Consider the following 17,619-nt stretch of genomic DNA (forward strand, 5'->3'; position numbering starts at 1 on the left):
CACTATTCTGAACAATTGTCCCACTTTGACCATCTTTTACATTTGTCAGGCATTTACCCGGACAGTCCTGCGGCGAAACGACTTCACGAACAAAATGACGAGCCATTCAGGAACCGTTTCCCGCCTTTTCCCCCATTTGGGGGATTTCCTTCGAAGCAAGCCTATCGATAATCTCAGCGCCTTAATAAAAGTTAATCCCCGTTCCGGGCGCTTGGAGCAATAGCGCTTGGACAGTTGTGCAAGGAGCATCCATGTCCATTCTAAAGAAGTCCGCGCTTTCGCTTGCCATTACATCCAGTCTTTTCCTGGGGGCCTGTAGTGGCGGCAGCGGAAGCTCAACTGACGGCGGAAATTCCAATTCCGCGACCACCCAGACCGTCTCCGGCGAAGCCGTGAAAGGCGTGATGAAGTTCGCTACCGTAACTGCCTACGCACTTGACAGCAAAGGCGTCCGGACGTTGCAGGTGGTGGGCAGCACAGAAACCGACGAAGAGGGCGAGTACAGCCTGGACTTGGCAGACAGCTATCAAGGCGGACCCATTGAAATTGTTGTCAGCGTCAACGATCGCACCCGCATGATCTGTGATGCCAGCGCCTGCGGCACCAAGGGAGCAGATGTAGAACTGCCAGCCAATTTCGAGCTCAGTGCCATCACCGACACCGCCTCTGGTGATGAGGCCATAAGCACACCGGTCACCGCCTGGTCCACCATGGCCGCCTCCCGCACCAAGACCCTGGCTGGCCAGGGAAAATCCCTGGAAGCCGCCAGCCAACAGGCCTACGCAGAAGTTAACCAGGTAGCCGGTTTTGATGTCGCCAAAACCCGTGCCCGGGATGTCAACAACCTGGATGGCGCCAGCGCCAGCGAAGCTCAGGCAGCAGTCATGAACGCCGTGGTAGCGGAGCTGATCTACGCTGGCGGAGACGTTAGTGAGAACCTGGCCAACTTCGCCAAGGCCCTGGACGACGGCACCGTGGGCGATGATAAAGACAGCTTCTCTGTTTCCCAGCTCGCCGACGCTACCCGCCAGGTAACAGACAGCACGCCGGAACTGGACAGTGATACCAAGGACGCCCTGAACACCCAGACCGCCCAGTACGATAATGCCGAAGATGGCCTCAAACCGACGTATGACGAAGAGCTGGCAATCGGCGCCGACAGCACCCAAGCCGAGAAAATCGCTGCCTTCAAGAAATTTGTCAGCCAGGCCCGTACCTGGGTCGCCTCCGTTGAAGAACTCGACAGCGACCAACTCGGCGCTGCTATCCAGGTGGACGTAGACACCATTCAGGCCGCCTTGGGCGAAGGCCCGTTGAACAGCCTGCAGATGTCCATGGACATCATCGGCCAGTCCCTGGAGCTGATCACTCTGGACCCGGCAGATATCCAGACCGCCATGGAAAATGGCGAGTCCCGCGAGATGGACATTCTGGACAATGAGGTCAAGGTCGGCACTGCCACCCTGAGCTTCGCCAATGACAATGGCCTGGTGGTCACCCTCACCGGTGCGATTACCGGAGAGGCAGCCACCGCTTTCTTGCCGTTCGATCTGACACTGGCCACAAACCTTCCGGTTGATGCCCTTGATCTCTCAACCGGCGTCATCAGCCGCATACTTTCATCCAACGTGATGACCCTGAACGGCTCGGTCGACGACGGTACCGGGAGTAAAGTGCTCATCCTTGAGAACGTGGAAGCACAGCTAAACCTTGCCAAGGATCTGGCGGACACCTCCACAGAACAACTGAATGCCAATTTCCAGAATGCCTCGCTCAAGGGCGGCGTAACGCTGGCGGCCAGCACAGGAGACAGTTTCTCCGGCCAATTGGAGGCTCGCCTGACACGCTTGACCAGCAACCAGGTTCTCCTGAACGAGACCCCCGTTTCCTTCGAGCGACTGCGTTTGGCCGGTGAGTTCCAGTCTGCGGACGGCAATCGCTTCCGCAGCAGCGCTACCCTGAACATCAACAACGCCGCCAGCTTCGACACATTCGCCTGGGCCGACTACAACGATCAGTCCATTGATGTGGATACCAATGTAGACGGTAGCAATCTGGCCCCGTTGTTGGATCTGCTGCCAGAGGGCACTGTTTTACCCGATGCTGGTGTTGAATCCTGGACTCACGAAGGCGGCACCCGGGACGCTTGGTTCTATGCAGGAGGCTATGAGGGTGACGGCAGCACCAAGTATCACTATGCGTCCCTGGACGGCACCCAGATCAGTGTGGTCGCAGAAGCCATTCGGGATGCAATTGTGGCCCAACTACCCGAGACACTGACTTTCACAGGTTACAATGACAACACAGGTGAGGAAGAAACGTTTAGCCTGACAACTTCCGATGCACTGTCCAGCGGCCCGGTTTCCGCGAACGTCTGGGCCGACCCGGAGTTTGGCTCTATCTATTTGGATATTTATCCAGACATCGCTCTTCTGCCTGACGGTATCAGCGACGCCTGGGTATCAACTGGCCTGGCAGAGGGGGACTATATCTCCCTCAACAATTATGACCTCGAAACCCTGAACGTCTCCTTTGAGTCACCGGCTTTCGTTACGGATAGCCAAGCGGCTGCTGAGCTTGCCATGTCCGGCCTCGGTCTGGCTGACGCCCAGGTGAATTCTGCCTATGTCACCGAGTTCGATCCCTGGGGTGGCGAGCCCTTTGGCTACATTGATTTCACTCGTGCCGCGGAACTTGGCTACTATGAGAACTGCCTGGCCGACCCAGAGGGACAACTGCCACTACTTGGCAACGGTTGGTACGACCCCACCTGGGATGACGCCGACTGGGCCTGCGCCGATGCGACTCTGAGCTATTCCTATGAGTCCGGGGAACTGGATGCCGATACTCTAGCCAGCATCGACGGCCTGGTGTTTGATGCCCTGAGTGGCGAGTTTGGCAGCTTCGCTTCACAGCTGTCACTCAACGGCTACTATCTCAATAGTTACGGTTACCTCTACGTCGACGCGCAAACCCCCGATCTGGAGACAGCCGACAACTTCATCAATGCCTCTTTCACACTGACAGCAGGTGTGGATATGCCGGAACTGCCGGCGGCTAACGTCACCGCCACCGCCAGCCGCAAGAGCTACCGCGGCGGCAGCCTGTTGGCCAACGTCAAGTGGAACGACGGCCAGTACTCGCTGGTAGTAGCCTCTGACGACCTGGCAAACCCGGAGACTGTTACGGCCCGCATCTTCAACCCGCAGGGGTATGAGCTGACGCTGAACGGCCAGTTTGATGCAAGTGGCAACTTCACCGGCGTGACCGGGGACGCTCTGCTCAACGGCGAGGACATCGGTGATGTCGAAACCCGTAACGGTATTCCGATGATCACCTACCCGAATGGCGACGTCACTGAGTTCGAGTCCCTGTTCTGATGATCCATCGGCAACGCCGGAAAACAGGGTGGGGCTTCGGCCCCGCCCTTTTTTTCATTATCGGTTTTTTCAGTCAGGCTAATGCTGAGATCCAACCATTCGGCCGTTTCGAAAACCAGATCGTCAGCGAGCCAGAACCCATCCGCACCACCATCAAAGACTGGGGCAAAGACTTTGAACGGGGCGAACGGCAATGGTCGGTAAACCACCTGGAAGCCGGAGTACGCAAAGACGGCGTTGAGCTGTCTGTGTTTGCCCGTGCCCTGGTGGACCTGCGCATGAACGACGATGCTGCTGAATTCTATGGCCGCATTGCCCGCAAAGAGCCACTGGAGGTCGGTGAGTCTGTGCCGGTGCGGGTGCGCGCCAACGGCTTTGTCGGCCAGGGCCTGCGACTGGGTTATCGCCATCAGGCCGGCAGCTGGTCAGTCACTGGTGGCGCCGCCCTGCTGAAAGCCCGATACCTCATGTCGGGAGGCCTGGAGGGACGGTTTACCGCCACCAGCGAGTCTGATTATGACTTCAACGCCCGGGTGGACTACGTCTATTACCGGGATGTGATCTTCAAGCGTCCGGACGTGGACGAGGCCGATGGCCTGGGATGGAGCTTCGACCTGGCCGCCGACTGGCAACCCGATGAAAACTGGGCTTTCAGCTTTCGGGCCGAGGACCTGTTGGCCCGCATCCGCTGGGACGATGCGCCCTTCACCGAAGCTGCCGCCGACACCGACCAGAAACGTTACGATGAGGATGGCTATGCGGTGTTCGAACCCTTGCTGTCAGGCCGCGAAGGCTATCGGAACTTTACTCAACACCTCGACCCCCAGCTTCGGGTCGACACCAGTTGGCTGAACGGGCCCTGGTCAGCACACCTGCGTGGCCTGTACCAGTTCGATCAAGGTCTGCTGGGCTTAGGGGGCGGCTATCAGTTCGGTAACGGTCTGGCTGTACGAGGCCTGGTCTGGCCGGAACTTGAGGCCATTGGCGTTGAGCTGGAGTATCGCCGCTGGCAGGCCAGCATCGGCGCCGACCACCTGAAATGGCGGGACATACAGGCCCTGACCCTGGCCGTGTCCTACGGATATTGACAGAACGTCCCAGCCGCCAATTCCGACTAACACCAGCCGCGCATGTGCATCGCTTCTTCAATCCGTTTGAGTGCGTTAATCCATGCACCCAGCCGGATTGATTTTACTTGGTATTCAGCTGCCGTGTTCAACGCTTCCCGGTAGCTTCTGGTCAACCGGTCCTGTCGCATGCGGTTGACCGTATCAATGTCCCAGTAATAATCGGAAAGCCCCTGGCTACGTTCCATCTGGCATAAATGCACGCTACCGGCGTTGGCCAGTACATCCGGTACGACGGTCACCCCTTTTTCCAGCAGCATCTCATCGGCGGCGACCGTGACCGGGGCATTGGCAGCCTCCACCACCATCCGGGCCCGGATCCTGTCGGCATTGTCCGCGGTAATGACGCCCTGAACCGACGCCGGTACCAGCACATCACAGTCACATTCCAGCGTCTCTGCACTGGTTAAAGGCTGGCTGCCGGCAAAGTCTGCGACTTTCCCGGTGGCCTGCTTGTGTGCCAACAGGCCTGGAATATCGAGCCCGTCGTTCGCATAGACGCCGCCACGGCTATCACTCACCGCCACCACATCACACCCGGCTTCGTAGAACAGACCTGCTGCTACCGACCCGACCTGACCAAATCCCTGGATAGCGACACGGGCATTTTCAATATCATAGCCATCCAGCGTCGAAGCCTCCTGAAATACGTCGAAAACACCACTGCCGGTCGCTTCATACCCCCCCAGGGATCCGCCAAGGATGGGAGGTTTGTCATTGACCGCTGTCGGCTGATGGTATCCGGTGACTGATTCATATTCGTCCAGCATCCAGCTCATGGATTGCAGCCCGGTGCCGATATCCGCACCGGGCACATCGTAAGCCGGACCACGGGGACGCAGGTTGCGAATGTAAGCCCGGCAAAGAGACTGCAACTCCCGATCACTCAGTTCACGCGGGTCGGCCACGATGCCGCCCTTGCCCCCACCGGCAGGAATCCGGCCAGCGGCATGTTTGATCGCCATGATCAGTGCCAGCGATTTCACCTCATCAAGTTCGAGATCGGCAGAAATCCGTGTCCCATCTCGACTCGGACCCAGGGCATCGTTATAACGGACCCGATGGGCATCGAAGACACGAAAGCTGCCGTCGTCCATCTTCAATGGAATGCGAAACGACACCACGCGTGCAGGTGCGGCAAGAAATTCCATCACATTGGGGTCAATCTGACCGAGACGTCCGGCCTCACGAAGAATCTGCCCGCTTTCATCCAGAAGATCGTATGTCATGGCATACCCCCCTTACAGGTTGAAGGCAGCCCCGTGCAGGGACCGCATCCTAACCCTAAAGATAGCAGCCATGATTATCGTAGTCGGTAAAGGGCTCGCCGTGGTTGTTCAAGAAGCAGAGTGGACTTCCTCCGGTGTGGTGGACAACCGAATACAAACCTTCCCCACCGTATGTCGCGACTCGACATGTCGGTGCGCGTCCTGCGCTTGGGAAACGGGGTAGATCGCATCAATATGGGGGATGATCTTCCTGGCTTCTATCCAGTCTTTTAATTGCGCCAGATCTGCCGAGCGGGATTTCACTTCGACCAATCGGGATCGTTTGCCAAGACCGGTGCGAGCCAGAGCTTCGGAGATGATGGTGGAAGCTTTGGGTACCGTGCTGACGAATATGCCTCGTTTTCCGAGCTGCCGGGAAAAGTCCTTGTGTGTCAATTTCCCGAAAACATCAAACACCACATCAAATTGCTGTGATAGTTGATTGGCAGCCTGATCCTGATAACTGTAGACCGCATCCGCACCGATGGATTCCACGAACTGCAGATTTTTAGAACCGCAGACCGCATGCACTTCGGCACCCAGCGCCTTGGCAATCTGTACCGCGAAATGCCCTACTCCGCCGCTGGCGCCATTGATTAACACTCGGTGCCCTTTCTGGACTTTGCACAAATCTCTCAAAGCCTGCAGTGCAGTCAGAGCTGCGAGCGGAACACTGCCTGCCTGCTCAAGGGAAAGATTACCGGGTGCATGGCAGATCTCGTCACCCCTCAACAGGGCCACCTCAGCATGAACGCCACCGGAGAAATGGTTAGTCATCCCGAAAACCCTGTCGCCGATTGCATAGCCTGTGACGTTGTCACCGACTGCCAGGATCTCTCCCGACACATCCAGCCCTGAAATACGAGGTAGCGGATCGCGCGCCAGGGTTTTGCTGAACTTTCCTTTTCGCAGCAGCACATCTTTGGGGTTCACACTTCCGGCAACGACTTTGACCAGTACACTCCCGTCGGTAAGTTCCGGCTCCTGCCAGTCACCGCTCCACTCCAATTCATCGGCAGAACCGAATTTACGATAGATCAGTGCCTTCATGTCTTTGCCTCACTGCGGAATGACATTAGAGACTTTGCCATGATTATCTTCCTCAAAGAATTTCACGCTTCGGTGTCGTGTGCATATAGTCGATCATGGCGACGGTTAAGGCAGATACGTTTACCAATATTGAGGATCATTGAATGCCTCGATGCAACGAGCCTGTCCCAGCGGTAGCTCAATACTGCCTCCATTCAGTGATTGCCCCAACCACCCTTCAGGATGAGCTAGTTCAAATGGTGCTTTCGCAAGCTCTTGAGGTACGTGCTTGAACCCCATTTTTGAATAATAGTTCGGATCGCCATAGGTAAAAATGAGCTCAACACCCAATTCAGCCAGGTACTTGATGCCAAAATTAATCAGTTTTTGGCCAACGCCTTTGCCCTGATGAGCTGTATCTACAGCTACTGGTGACAATAGAAAAGCTCTAATAGGGGAGCCGAACGACAACCGTGTGAAGAATTATCCAAAGGCATTAGCTCTGAACCACCCTCGGCTAGAGCCCGAAATGCCTTTTCATGTTCGCCAGCTTCGTAGCGCTGAAGATCAATGATCTCTGAACCAGGGAATAGAGAGGTATAGAACTTGATCGCCTCCTCGGCTTTCCCTGCCTGTTTCCCGACAAACATGAGCGAGGTCTTAATGGATTTCATCTGTTCCTCCGTTCTAGTTTGCACACATAACGCGCGCAGCATGCGCGGCTTTGAAATGGAGGCGAAGCCGCAATGTAGTAGACGTCGCCGTGACTGCATGGTTAGGTGAGGCCTACGATTAATCACTCCCACTTCTCATATGCCTCACTGCAAGAGCCACCTAAAATCATATTGAGGATGCACTCTCTATTTTGATCCTCTTTCGGAGGCTCGCTACCTCCATAAAATTCACATTCGTCTTGGTACTGTCGATAGTTATCCGGATTACTCAGATCATCTGTTGCCCTTTTCTTAAGGTTTAAACAGTACTCCGAAGCTCCGTAGTACCTTGCGTTTCCCTCAAGGGCGCGGTCTTGATTGGACGCGCACCCAACCAGCATGACCCCGCAAAAAAGAATGAATAGACGTTTCATAATTCCCTTTAGCACCTAGACATTATGACTCCCCACCAGGGGGCTGCCCCCTGGTGGGGAGTCATATCAACGCTGCGCACAACGGCGCCCTGACAAGAGCGTCCGGTGGACGGCCGACAGGCCGGGAATGGTATTCCCCCAAAAAAATAGACACGCCCCATTAGTTAGCTCCCTCGAACTCTAACGGAGTCCGGTAACCAAGGCTACTGTGGAGCCGTTCGGTGTTATAAAAGCGTTCAATATAGTGTTTTATATGGTGTCTCAATTGGCGGAGCGTAATGTAGCTGGTGGCATGGAGCAATTCTCCCTTCAGGCTTTTGAAGAATGATTCCACCTCGGCGTTGTCCGTGCAGTATCCAGGACGGCTCATACTGTGGCGCACCTGATGGCGGGCCAGCATGTCACGCATTTTCAGGGCTCTGAACTCGGTTCCGCGGTCGGTATGCAGCAGAAGCCCTGGCGACGGGGAACGATCAGCCATAGCCTGCCTGAGAGCCCCACGAGACAAGTCACTATTCAGGTTGGCTTCCAGTTTCCACCCGACAATGCGGCGGGAGTAAAGGTCCAGAACCACCGCAAGAAATACGTTCTTCCGGCCCATCTTGATGTACGTAACGTCGCTGCTCCATTGCCGATTCACCGCTACTGGTTTGTCCAGGGTCAGGCGATGGTTCGGCCAGGCCTTTAGGACCGCTCGTCGGGTAAGTAGCCTGCGATAGATTCTGTGAGTTCGGGCCTTCATGCCCCAGACCTGCATCAGGCGGGCAACACGATTCTCACCCACACGGAGACCTTGCCGTTTGAGGGCGCGATACACTTTCGGGCTGCCGTAGCGACCTTCGCTCTCATTGAATATCCGCCGGATTTTAAGCAGCAGTTCTGCATTCTCGGAGGCCCGCTTCCCGGGCTTGCGATTTACCCAGGCGTAGTAGCCGGAGCGAGAGATATTCAGGTGACGGCACAAGGCCTTTACTCCGTGTTCTCGCCGGTGTTTCCAGGCGAACCGGAACGCTTCTGTCGTTCCTCGGCCTGAAAACGTTGAAACTTTTTTAGGACGTCGTTCTCCTCTTGAAGCTCGGCTATTTGTCGCTTCAATCGGTTAATCTCGTCCTGTTCACTGATCTTCTTTTTGGCTTCAGCCGGCGCTCGCTTAACCCGTTTCATGGCGAATTTCCCCTCACGGTGCTCCTTACGCCAGCGTGACAGCATCATGGGATGAATATCCAGTGCTTCAGCAACGCTCTTCACACTCCGGTGAGCCTGGTGACTCCACTCAACAGCTTTGACTTTGAACTCGGTGGTGTACTTTTCGGTTTTCTTGCCAGTCTTGATCGCAGGCATCGGTTTTTCTCCCTTTGCGGAGTTATCGATGCGTGTCTATTGAAGTGGGGGAAGTGCAGAACGAACTTGAATGACTGGTTATGTGCTACCCGAAGAAACAGCCATTCTCATCGGCATTCACGATAGCAAAAAATTCCTCGATGGAGCGTGACTCCGGTTCTGGCGTGTACGAATGCCATTTCAGATCGCTACGCATCCAGTAGATTTTCCAGCGTTGAGATTTTTTGACGTAGGTAGCTTTGGCCACCGGCGACTCAATGATCGTGGCCGGCTCACGAAAATGCGGGCGAATCTCCACAATCTGCACGCTTTGGCCAGAAACTCGCACGTCTAGATCTAACTTGGGTCGGATCTCTACTGGCGGCCTCCGGTCCTCAAGAAATTCAGAAGCGGCCCGCTCAATTTTCTTTGCTTCGAACTCACTGAATGCCATATTGATTCTCTATGGGAACGCCCACATAACGCCTGCAGCACGCGCGACCTTGGAATGGCGCTGAAGGCGCCATGGAAAGGGCGTCGCTGTGACTGCACTGGTTATGTTTCGATGCTACGTAGAAACTCTCTATATAGCGCTTGATGCCTACCATTGTGGTTTTCCTCTCCGGGCTTTGTCAGGGTCCCTTTCGGCGGAATGTAGCTTTTTATCCACTTTTCAGGCGTCGGACTCCAGCGAATGTTTACCGCTGCAAGCTTGGGAAAGAAGTATAGTGACGAGTATCCGGGGACGTTGTCATGAATCCACCACGCTAGTGCCTGCCAATCCCCCGTCTTTTCGTAGTAGTCAACAAGCGAATTAACCACAATACAAGCGGTTGCTCCAATCTCGCTATTCTTATCACGGTAGTCCCAAATATGGTGGGCATAGTTCGACTCGTTGCTGGAGCAGTTATATTGATTTTTGTATTCGGCCCCTTTTGCGTTTACAGCCGGTGAGCGGTATCCAGATCTGATTGAAACGCGACCTAAAGCCCCTTGGATTGGCTCAAGGACTTCCTGGCATAGGCCACGTCCCGCCTCAATTGCAATATCGGGATATTCTGGAATATTCGGGATGCGCTCGATTTGAGAGATTTCCGAGTACAAAAAATCTCTCATAAAAAACGAATCAGATAAGCGTACTCGGCCCAGTTGTTCTAGCGCCTTCACGGATTGAGGTGATCGCAAACTGACCTCCTTGAAACATAACGCTAGCGTAACGGGCCGATTTGGAGCGCCAGCGGAAAACCGGTCCCGTTGACGCAATGGTTAAGAATCCTCGTTTTTCTTCCCGCCATATCGCTCAAACTCCATGCCCATAAGCTTAAATTTGGCTGCATAAGGCATTACGAGCAGCCCGATAAAAATCCCCAAAAGAGTCAGCTGCTGGGAGGTGAACTTATAAACTGAAGCGATATCTAGGACCAATATCGCTGCCACAAAAAACGCTAGCAAGCGACAGTACACGGCAAAGCTATCGGTTACTCGACTAGACTTTTTTCTACTTTCTATTTTCTGGTAAGCCCTGCCTCCCGCCTTCAAGGAATCGAACTTGGGCAGCGAAGGTATTTCTTCAAGACTTAGCGTATCTCCTGATACCTGAAAGATACGCTTCTCCTTGCCATCGTAAGCGTAAACAAAAGCCGGAGGAGAGGATGGAAGAAGCCTTGCATAGTCTGCTAGCTGTTGTACAGCGTTACTAACTGATTGGGATTCCGTAGAGCTTTTGATCTCAATGATGCCGATGACATCGTTGGTACCTTGATCAATGATCGCTACATCAATCGATATCCGTTTATGGCGATCTACAGAAACCGGGAACTCTAAATGAACTGCTGATTCGGGATAACCCAGTTCAGTGAGCTCTTGACGCAGCGCCTTTTGGACCTCCAATTCCCGCAAAACTTTTTACTCCATTTGATTCTTAACGCTGCCAGCATGCGCGCCTTTGTAGTGGAGGCAAAGCCGCAACGAAAAAGGCGTCGCCGTGCCTGGCCTGGTTATAAGTTCTAGAGTTCACCCGCGAATTCTCGATCTGCAGCGATGGCCAAGAATTTCCTTTGCGCACCAGTGCAACCAGATATTTTGGCTAGTTCGCCGCAGGCAAGGAACGCGTAATTATCGGAGAACATCAAAGTTTCTTTTAGGAATTCATCATCGTAGTTTTGCCGAATCTCATCCTGATTAACTCTCCGCTTGAGCTGTGCAGCGCCAGTGTGAGTAAGGCTATTCAGTGAGCGCCAATACAGTTTCTTGGGTTGGGACAAGTCGCTGCCTTTTGCTTCGTCAATCTCCGATACCAACTGCCAGAATGGCTTCTCAAATTTATCCTTACGTAGGCGAGTGAAATCTACTTCCTCAGCACACTCAGAAAACCAAACACCCTTTACGTACGCCTCGAAGAGCGACCGCACTATGCTGCATGCCGAGCTGTATAACTGATGGTCGATTAGAACTGCCACACTCCTTTGATGTTCAATCGCTACATTGTGAAAAAGGGTTGGAAAAAAAGAACTATCGTCGCCCGGAATAACTATCCCGCGAAGACATTCGTTCATTTTTTCTGATAGTTCATACGATCTGCGTAAAGTGGTTTTCACAGACTCCCTCACGACTTATAACGCCTTGGCTTTGCGGCGTGCCGGAGCGCCAGCGTAGGCGCGTCCGACAACAGCCAATTGTTAAGCACTCTCCGAGCTCCATTGAATGTCCTGAATGTCTGGAGACTCCGAAAGCACCACCGACAAAGCTTCTAGCAACGGGGCCGCTACTTCAAAAGATGCCTTGTTGCGGCCAAACAGTTTCTTGGCTTTGCGATCCAAATACACACGCCAGCGGTTGCTTTCACCCTCGATGTTACCGCAACAGAGCCAATACTCGTTGTCGTCAACGATGTACTCAACAAACCACCCCCAATCCTCGTAATTTGGATAGCTGGTTTCTACTCCCCTCGCTGCAAGCTCACGGGAAAGCCACCAAGCTAGTTCGGCCCCGTAGCACTCAGGATTAACCTGAGCCTCTTCAGAGAGGAATGGTTTAAACAGATTCGAGCTAAAATCTACACAGGTATCCATATTCTATGCTTAACGCCGCCAGCATGCGCGGCTTTGTAGTGAAGGCAAAGCCGCAACGAAAAAGGCGTCGCCGTGCCTGGCCTGGTTATGTGACACTCCGGTTCCTTGGGTTGTGATGGGATAGCGCAGCACCACACCATTTATTGATGGTTTTGCGATCCTCAAGACTAGGATCGTACTCAAGGTTGTGTGATGGTGATGTAAGCATCTCTTCCCGAATATCTTCGTACTCTTGTTCAGTAATTTCGAGAGGCTTCCAGTGACATCCGCCACTCATTCCTTGGTCAGCACCGCCAGAGAGCAGCTCCTCATTCAAAATATGGAAAGGAGGAAACTGCTTTGTGCATGAGACATGCATTGCCAGACGGGGCGAATAACGTAGAAGAAAATCATCAAAATTAACGATTTCCCAGCTCCCGTCGGCGCTACCCATAGCGGGTAAAATCTTGATCTTAATTTGCCTCATGACTTCATCTACACATAACGCCCAAGCGCACCGGTGACTTTGACGTAGCGAAGCGGAGACAAAGGCATCCGAGTGACGCGCCTGGTTAGCTGTTCCCAAGCATGTATGCACGAAGCTGCCGCTCCTCTCGCATGACATAGAGGACGAGAACCCGCTTCTCATCCTCACGATAAAAAATGCGACACGGTGGAATCACTACCTCCCTGTATACCGAATCAGGGAGCTCTGGAGGAATCCGTCCGGATTGGGGAAAATCTTCCAAGCGCTCGGTCTTATCGAAAACTTCTTGGACCAGATGACTTGCGGCAACAGGATTATCCAGAGCAATGTACTCAGCGATGGCATCCAGTTCTTGAAGGGCAGGCTCCGTCCAGATTACTTCAGCCATTTACTCATTTTCTCCCTGGCCTCACTTTGGCTGTACGTTCTTCCCTCAAGTACAGCACGCTCTCCCCGTGAGAGCCCCTCAAGCAGCTCAAGTCGGCGCTGCATAAACTCGTAATCCTGCACATCGACAAGGTATGCGGATGGCTGACCATGCTCCGTTATCAGTATCGGCTCTTTAGACAAGTGCAGATCTGCCAGAATCTTTGTGGCTTGGCGCTTGAGGTTCGTAACAAGCTCAACTTTCATGGGCTCACCCTGAATCAGACTAATAGTGACACTATAGTATCACTTTTCAGGTGGGGCAATCACAGCTAACGCCGGTGGTAATGGGCGGCAACGAAGCGCAGCGTAGTTGGCGTCCCGTTGACCACTTGGTTAACTGCCGGACTCTCGGTCATGTAACAGCTTAATGAGTAACTCCTTTTGAGGGTTCCCTTTGAAACCCTGAAAGCTCCAGGCAAACGCAACACCGGCACCGATAGCTCCAAGGTAGAACATTGGGTGAGCTTCCATCTGCTCCACAACACCATGCCGACCTGATGCCAAAAAGAAAAGGTAGGCGCCCACGGAGACCAAAATCAGAAACACACCCATAGCCAGAAAAAACCACCTAAAGCGTTGGGTGGTCTGTACCTGCCGCTCCAATACCTCTACCAGTTTTCTCTCTCTGTCTGACAGATTCATAAGCAGTTAACGCCCGGCTCACGCGCCGGTTTGGAGCCGCGAAGCGGCGGAAAATCGGTCGCTGTGCAGCCGATTGTTATGTTCTGGACAGCTTAGAGGCTCTGATCGCATCCGAAAGTCCTCTCTCAAAGGCTGGCCAATCTTCAAACCCTTTTCTCCCATGAAACATATAAACACTTCCACTGAGGTCTTCGTAATCCAAAATGGTTGCACTCACGGGAAACAGAAAGCCAAGTTCATTGAATAGCAATAGACTAGATACGATGAAAGCAAAAACCGCAACCAGCACTGCCAAAGGGGAAGAAGACAGAATGAACACCACAACTGACACTACAAACCAGAAGATAGACTTCCTTATATTCAACACTGTGGATTTAGGCCGTCCACGCCAGTGATCTAACTTGGCAGACATCTCATTCAATGGATATCTATCGTGAACTAGCATCCGCCGGCCCTTCTTCCAAAACAAGTAAAAATACTCATCATCAAATGAATACCTATACCTCGCTCTAAACTTCGCCACTTCAACGACTCGAGTGGTCAATCAAGACTCCTCATAGAACATAACGCCAATATTCAGCGGCGGCCTTTGCATAGCGAAGCGGAGAAAAGGCCGTCCGGTGGAGGCCCGCCAGGGCCGTAACGAACTGGAATGACTGGTTAGGGACCATACCAAGACTCCGGAAACTTAGATGACATGAACATCCTGAATGAGGCTTTGACCCCTTTCCCGGTGAGCACCTTGCCAACAAAAGCACTGGAGGCAAGCAGCCCAATGACCAGCGCGAAAGGGAACGTTATCAAAGTGATCCAAGATAAAGCTGCGCAATCCCTGTCGTCTTTGCAATTTGGTGCTGACAAACTGACCGACCAGATGTCCGAGATAAACCATGCCAACACGCCAACAATAGCAAAACTCAACAGCAGACCAATCACCATGACGCAGAAGCTTATAGCTTTATATTTCGGCTTTAGGCGCTTCCATTTCTCCTCATCTGCCCGCATCTTTTCGAATCCCTAACGCCAGCGCACAACGGCGCCCTTGTAATGGAGGCGCAGCCGCAATGAAAAGGGCGTCCGGCGGCCATCGGCCGCGTATTGATGCGCCTTGTTAAATTTGGTTGCGACCGACGACATGGATTACCCCTGCAGCAATGAGCGCGATTATGGCGACAATGTCTGCGATGACGACCTTGCGAACGGACTCATTGTAACCGCTAACTGACCACGCAATCGCGATGAAGGACACAACGCTGACGAGACCCGCAACAATAGCCAATGTTTGCAACGATGGCCGAAACGCCGCATACACCAAGAACAGACCGAGAAGCCCGAACAGGATAGCCCGGTGGCGCATCAGGATTTCGATATTGGGCTCTCCCAGGGAAATGCCGTATAAAGCGGCCAATCGCTCCGCGCCCAAAACTCCAGAAACGGGCAAGAGATGAATAATGCCTACGAGCACCAGTAAGCCTGTGACAACTTTCTCCATTAGTGCGTTTCCTCCCTGAATTTAACGCTTTTGTTCAGCGGCGACCTTTTTGCAGCGAAGCTGAGAAAAGGGCGTCCGGTGGAGGGCCTTCAGGCCCGGAACGAACTGGAACTATTGGTTAACTGTAGCCCAAATACTGTTCCAAGAATTCGCTGACTTCTTCCGTATAAATACCCCGAACGACATCCACACCGGCTTGGCGTAACTTTTCCAGTCCCTGACCGTTGTTTCGTGGGTCAGGGTCAATCAGCGCAACAACTACCCGCTCAATTCCATGTTTGATCAGTGAATCCGCACACGATGGCGTTCGACCGTGAAATGAACACGGTTCAAGTGTCACGTAAGCCGTCAGTCCCGTTAAGGGCTCAGAGCATTTTGCTAAAGCATCAGCCTCAGCATGGAATCCGCCGGGAGCCTTCGTGTATCCGGCAGCGACTATCTGTCCATCTCTTACCAACACACATCCAACAGGAGGGTTAGGCAAACAGTCCGGTAATGCCTTTCTAGACTCAGATAGAGCAAGGGCCATGAACGTTTCGTGTGACACCAATCTTTCTCCAACAGTTAACGCCAATGTTCAGCGGCCGGTTTGGAGGCGCGGCCGCGCCGGAAAACCGGTCCGGTGGAGGCCCGAAGGGCCGGAACGTACTGGAACGACTGGTTAGGCATCTTCCTCGGCGACCAAACCTGCAACGAACTCAGTAAACGAACCCGCTAAGAATGAGCAACTCTCTTTTTCTTGCGCGCGCTCATGGTCCCAAAAGTATATTTTTGCGGAATAATCGCCGGAAATACCGATGCAAAAAAGGTTACCTCCTGGGTCGCTGGCGAAAGGGATGATGCCCTTTGGCAGGTATTCCTTTAGGCCTTCGGTTACAGAATCCAGACGACTATAGGTCGGCCCATTATGGAGACCCAGAGAATCGTTCCAAACTTCTGCGGGCTTGTGAGAGCCTGGCCAACAAACCAAGTATTTTTCAGGAGTTCCACCATTATGCAGAACTAGGAAGCTCCGATAGTCTTCCGGCAACCTGGCGCCAATATCTTTTTCAAATCGCTCAAGCTCATCGAGATTTATTGCGCCATATTTATTGGAATCTTGGACATCCATTCTGTAATGCCTAACAGCAACTAGACCGAATTCCACGATATTGCAAAAAAGTGCGTTCTCGATAACACCCCTTTTCTAACACGCTTCACGGCCTTAAGTCTTAAATTTAACAACAGCTTAGCTCAGCTATTCTAAAACCACCACGTAATCGCTTGACTTCCTGTTTTTCTCCAACCAATAATACTGTACATATATACAGTTTTAGGGAGGACTGCCAAATTGGACGGCAAACCACCTCAACCGCGCCTTCGCGATCAGGTGCGCGCGGTTATTCGTGTTAATCGTTACAGCGTGCGTACTGAAAAATCCTACTGGTACTGGATCCGTTTTTTCATCCGCTTCCATCAGATGAAACATCCGAGGGATATGGGGCCGGTGGAGGTCAATGAATTTCTCACATGGCTTGCGGTTCATCGCAATGTAGCCGCCGCAACCCAGTCCCAGGCGTTGAATGCACTGGTGTTTCTTTATTCCAAAGTTCTTGATTTACCCCTGGGTGAAGTCGGCTCGGTTGTTCGTTCAAAAAAACCGAAACGTCTGCCCGTTGTGCTTTCTCATGATGAGGCCATGAAGATCATCAGCAAACTGGAGGGCCCCTATCACCTTCTTGCGTCGTTGATGTACGGCTCCGGCCTGAGGGTGACCGAGGCCTGCCGGTTAAGAATCAAGGATATCGATTTCAATAGTCAGGTCATCATTGTTCGGGATGGCAAAGGCGCGAAAGACAGAACAACGCTCCTGCCTGGAAGCCTGATTTCCGGACTGGAACGCCATATCGCCTCAGTTAGAAAGGCATGGAAGGACAGGGACCTGGCTCTCCAGACACCGGTAAGCCTTCCATTTGCACTAGCCCGCAAGTATCCCGGGGCCGATATGTCATTGGACTGGCAATGGCTGTTTACCTCATACAGTCTGAGCAAAACCGACCAGGGCAAGGTCGTTCGTCATCATATTCATACCAGCTCTGTCCAGAAGGCAGTAAAAGCGGCTGTCGCTGAATCCGGCATTGGCAAACCCGCCGGCTGCCACACCTTCAGGCACACGTTCGCAACGGAATTACTCAAACGCGGCAACGATATCCGCACAGTCCCGGATCTGCTTGGCCATGCGGACCTGCGAACTACCCAGATCTACACCCATGTTCTGGGTCAGGGTTTTGCCGGGGTCCGCAGTCCGCTGGGCTGAAGGTCAGTGAGT

The 17,619-nt window shown here is 53.2% G+C and carries 22 protein-coding genes and 1 pseudogene; 4 read left to right on the plus strand and 19 right to left on the minus strand.

Annotation, left to right across the window (positions count from 1 at the left end):
- Positions 1–251: 251 nt before the first annotated feature.
- Positions 252–3,380, plus strand: a complete 3,129-nt coding sequence (locus tag EHN06_RS20010) for a hypothetical protein (RefSeq protein ID WP_127334229.1) — start codon at positions 252–254, stop codon at positions 3,378–3,380.
- Positions 3,380–4,468: a hypothetical protein gene (locus EHN06_RS20015; RefSeq protein WP_127334230.1), complete on the plus strand. Its 1,089-nt coding sequence runs from the start codon at positions 3,380–3,382 to the stop codon at positions 4,466–4,468. Before EHN06_RS20010 ends, EHN06_RS20015 begins: the two co-directional genes overlap by 1 nt.
- A 26-nt stretch (positions 4,469–4,494) precedes the next feature.
- On the opposite strand, the gene EHN06_RS20020 is transcribed toward EHN06_RS20015, so the two are convergent.
- From EHN06_RS20020 to EHN06_RS20095, 16 genes and pseudogenes are all read right to left on the minus strand, one after another.
- Positions 4,495–5,736, minus strand: a complete 1,242-nt coding sequence (locus tag EHN06_RS20020; RefSeq protein WP_127334231.1) for a Glu/Leu/Phe/Val family dehydrogenase — start codon at positions 5,734–5,736, stop codon at positions 4,495–4,497.
- A 108-nt stretch (positions 5,737–5,844) separates the two neighbouring features.
- Entirely contained in the window at positions 5,845–6,825 is a 981-nt protein-coding gene (locus tag EHN06_RS20025; protein ID WP_127334232.1) for an NAD(P)-dependent alcohol dehydrogenase, read from the minus strand.
- 120 nt (positions 6,826–6,945) lie between these two features.
- Positions 6,946–7,242 carry a GNAT family N-acetyltransferase gene (locus EHN06_RS20030; RefSeq protein WP_228257364.1) on the minus strand — a complete coding sequence of 99 codons (297 nt, stop codon included), beginning with the start codon at positions 7,240–7,242 and terminating at the stop codon, positions 6,946–6,948.
- Positions 7,230–7,478, minus strand: a complete 249-nt coding sequence (locus tag EHN06_RS20035) for a VOC family protein (protein ID WP_127334233.1) — start codon at positions 7,476–7,478, stop codon at positions 7,230–7,232. Before EHN06_RS20035 ends, EHN06_RS20030 begins: the two co-directional genes overlap by 13 nt.
- A gap of 573 nt (positions 7,479–8,051) precedes the next feature.
- Positions 8,052–8,987 (minus strand): IS3 family transposase, encoded by a 936-nt coding sequence (locus tag EHN06_RS20040; RefSeq protein ID WP_127333506.1) that lies wholly within the window; start codon positions 8,985–8,987, stop codon positions 8,052–8,054.
- Positions 8,988–9,028: 41 nt separating this feature from the next.
- Positions 9,029–9,232: pseudogene (locus tag EHN06_RS20045) on the minus strand (transposase); the annotation flags it as partial.
- Positions 9,233–9,317: 85 nt separating this feature from the next.
- The gene (locus EHN06_RS20050; protein WP_022993294.1) at positions 9,318–9,665 is read right to left on the minus strand and encodes a DUF3024 domain-containing protein; all 348 of its coding nucleotides are present in this window, start codon (positions 9,663–9,665) and stop codon (positions 9,318–9,320) included.
- A gap of 101 nt (positions 9,666–9,766) precedes the next feature.
- On the minus strand, positions 9,767–10,396 hold the full coding sequence (locus EHN06_RS20055; protein WP_127334234.1) for a peptidase M15: 630 nt from the start codon (positions 10,394–10,396) through the stop codon (positions 9,767–9,769).
- Positions 10,397–10,477: 81 nt separating this feature from the next.
- Positions 10,478–11,110, minus strand: coding sequence for a type I restriction enzyme HsdR N-terminal domain-containing protein (locus EHN06_RS20060; RefSeq protein ID WP_127334235.1), 633 nt, complete (start codon positions 11,108–11,110; stop codon positions 10,478–10,480).
- A 107-nt stretch (positions 11,111–11,217) separates the two neighbouring features.
- On the minus strand, positions 11,218–11,808 hold the full coding sequence (locus EHN06_RS20065; protein ID WP_206075697.1) for a DUF6988 family protein: 591 nt from the start codon (positions 11,806–11,808) through the stop codon (positions 11,218–11,220).
- Positions 11,809–11,889: 81 nt separating this feature from the next.
- Positions 11,890–12,282: a hypothetical protein gene (locus tag EHN06_RS20070; protein WP_127334236.1), complete on the minus strand. Its 393-nt coding sequence runs from the start codon at positions 12,280–12,282 to the stop codon at positions 11,890–11,892.
- An 85-nt stretch (positions 12,283–12,367) separates the two neighbouring features.
- The gene (locus tag EHN06_RS20075; protein WP_127334237.1) at positions 12,368–12,748 is read right to left on the minus strand and encodes a hypothetical protein; all 381 of its coding nucleotides are present in this window, start codon (positions 12,746–12,748) and stop codon (positions 12,368–12,370) included.
- Between the two features lie 85 nt (positions 12,749–12,833).
- Positions 12,834–13,136, minus strand: coding sequence for a type II toxin-antitoxin system RelE/ParE family toxin (locus EHN06_RS20080; protein ID WP_127334238.1), 303 nt, complete (start codon positions 13,134–13,136; stop codon positions 12,834–12,836).
- Positions 13,124–13,381 (minus strand): type II toxin-antitoxin system Phd/YefM family antitoxin, encoded by a 258-nt coding sequence (locus tag EHN06_RS20085; protein ID WP_022992576.1) that lies wholly within the window; start codon positions 13,379–13,381, stop codon positions 13,124–13,126. The genes EHN06_RS20080 and EHN06_RS20085 overlap by 13 nt, the downstream gene beginning before the upstream one ends.
- Positions 13,382–13,510: 129 nt before the next feature.
- Positions 13,511–13,819, minus strand: coding sequence for a hypothetical protein (locus EHN06_RS20090; RefSeq protein ID WP_127334239.1), 309 nt, complete (start codon positions 13,817–13,819; stop codon positions 13,511–13,513).
- Between the two features lie 76 nt (positions 13,820–13,895).
- Positions 13,896–14,363, minus strand: coding sequence for a hypothetical protein (locus EHN06_RS20095; protein WP_127334240.1), 468 nt, complete (start codon positions 14,361–14,363; stop codon positions 13,896–13,898).
- Between the two features lie 153 nt (positions 14,364–14,516).
- Here EHN06_RS20095 and EHN06_RS20100 point away from each other — a divergent pair, with 153 nt between their 5' ends.
- Positions 14,517–14,840, plus strand: coding sequence for a hypothetical protein (locus tag EHN06_RS20100; RefSeq protein ID WP_127334241.1), 324 nt, complete (start codon positions 14,517–14,519; stop codon positions 14,838–14,840).
- A 90-nt stretch (positions 14,841–14,930) separates the two neighbouring features.
- Here EHN06_RS20100 and EHN06_RS20105 read toward each other — a convergent pair whose 3' ends face one another.
- The 3 genes from EHN06_RS20105 to EHN06_RS20115 form a co-directional block, all read right to left on the minus strand.
- Positions 14,931–15,311 carry a phosphopantetheine adenylyltransferase gene (locus EHN06_RS20105; RefSeq protein WP_127334242.1) on the minus strand — a complete coding sequence of 127 codons (381 nt, stop codon included), beginning with the start codon at positions 15,309–15,311 and terminating at the stop codon, positions 14,931–14,933.
- Between the two features lie 118 nt (positions 15,312–15,429).
- Entirely contained in the window at positions 15,430–15,840 is a 411-nt protein-coding gene (locus tag EHN06_RS20110; RefSeq protein ID WP_127334533.1) for a bifunctional diaminohydroxyphosphoribosylaminopyrimidine deaminase/5-amino-6-(5-phosphoribosylamino)uracil reductase RibD, read from the minus strand.
- 132 nt (positions 15,841–15,972) lie between these two features.
- The gene (locus tag EHN06_RS20115) at positions 15,973–16,422 is read right to left on the minus strand and encodes an SMI1/KNR4 family protein (protein WP_127334243.1); all 450 of its coding nucleotides are present in this window, start codon (positions 16,420–16,422) and stop codon (positions 15,973–15,975) included.
- A gap of 219 nt (positions 16,423–16,641) precedes the next feature.
- Here EHN06_RS20115 and EHN06_RS20120 point away from each other — a divergent pair, with 219 nt between their 5' ends.
- Positions 16,642–17,607 (plus strand): integron integrase, encoded by a 966-nt coding sequence (locus EHN06_RS20120; RefSeq protein ID WP_127334244.1) that lies wholly within the window; start codon positions 16,642–16,644, stop codon positions 17,605–17,607.
- The last annotated feature ends 12 nt before the right edge of the window (positions 17,608–17,619 follow it).

This window comes from Marinobacter sp. NP-4(2019), from assembly GCF_003994855.1.
In the GTDB taxonomy this organism is placed as follows: Bacteria; Pseudomonadota; Gammaproteobacteria; order Pseudomonadales; family Oleiphilaceae; genus Marinobacter.

What these genes read in the sequence shown, in the direction of transcription:
- EHN06_RS20015 (WP_127334230.1), top strand. Translation starts at nt 3,380, where the DNA reads ATGATCCATCGGCAACGCCGGAAAACAGGGTGGGGCTTCGGCCCCGCC.
- EHN06_RS20050 (WP_022993294.1), bottom strand. Translation starts at nt 9,665, where the DNA reads ATGGCATTCAGTGAGTTCGAAGCAAAGAAAATTGAGCGGGCCGCTTCT.
- EHN06_RS20010 (WP_127334229.1), top strand. Translation starts at nt 252, where the DNA reads ATGTCCATTCTAAAGAAGTCCGCGCTTTCGCTTGCCATTACATCCAGT.
- EHN06_RS20085 (WP_022992576.1), bottom strand. Translation starts at nt 13,381, where the DNA reads ATGAAAGTTGAGCTTGTTACGAACCTCAAGCGCCAAGCCACAAAGATT.
- EHN06_RS20105 (WP_127334242.1), bottom strand. Translation starts at nt 15,311, where the DNA reads ATGGAGAAAGTTGTCACAGGCTTACTGGTGCTCGTAGGCATTATTCAT.
- EHN06_RS20070 (WP_127334236.1), bottom strand. Translation starts at nt 12,282, where the DNA reads ATGGATACCTGTGTAGATTTTAGCTCGAATCTGTTTAAACCATTCCTC.
- EHN06_RS20020 (WP_127334231.1), bottom strand. Translation starts at nt 5,736, where the DNA reads ATGACATACGATCTTCTGGATGAAAGCGGGCAGATTCTTCGTGAGGCC.
- EHN06_RS20115 (WP_127334243.1), bottom strand. Translation starts at nt 16,422, where the DNA reads ATGGATGTCCAAGATTCCAATAAATATGGCGCAATAAATCTCGATGAG.
- EHN06_RS20110 (WP_127334533.1), bottom strand. Translation starts at nt 15,840, where the DNA reads ATGGCCCTTGCTCTATCTGAGTCTAGAAAGGCATTACCGGACTGTTTG.
- EHN06_RS20035 (WP_127334233.1), bottom strand. Translation starts at nt 7,478, where the DNA reads ATGAAATCCATTAAGACCTCGCTCATGTTTGTCGGGAAACAGGCAGGG.
- EHN06_RS20080 (WP_127334238.1), bottom strand. Translation starts at nt 13,136, where the DNA reads ATGGCTGAAGTAATCTGGACGGAGCCTGCCCTTCAAGAACTGGATGCC.
- EHN06_RS20100 (WP_127334241.1), top strand. Translation starts at nt 14,517, where the DNA reads ATGAACATCCTGAATGAGGCTTTGACCCCTTTCCCGGTGAGCACCTTG.
- EHN06_RS20075 (WP_127334237.1), bottom strand. Translation starts at nt 12,748, where the DNA reads ATGAGGCAAATTAAGATCAAGATTTTACCCGCTATGGGTAGCGCCGAC.
- EHN06_RS20025 (WP_127334232.1), bottom strand. Translation starts at nt 6,825, where the DNA reads ATGAAGGCACTGATCTATCGTAAATTCGGTTCTGCCGATGAATTGGAG.
- EHN06_RS20090 (WP_127334239.1), bottom strand. Translation starts at nt 13,819, where the DNA reads ATGAATCTGTCAGACAGAGAGAGAAAACTGGTAGAGGTATTGGAGCGG.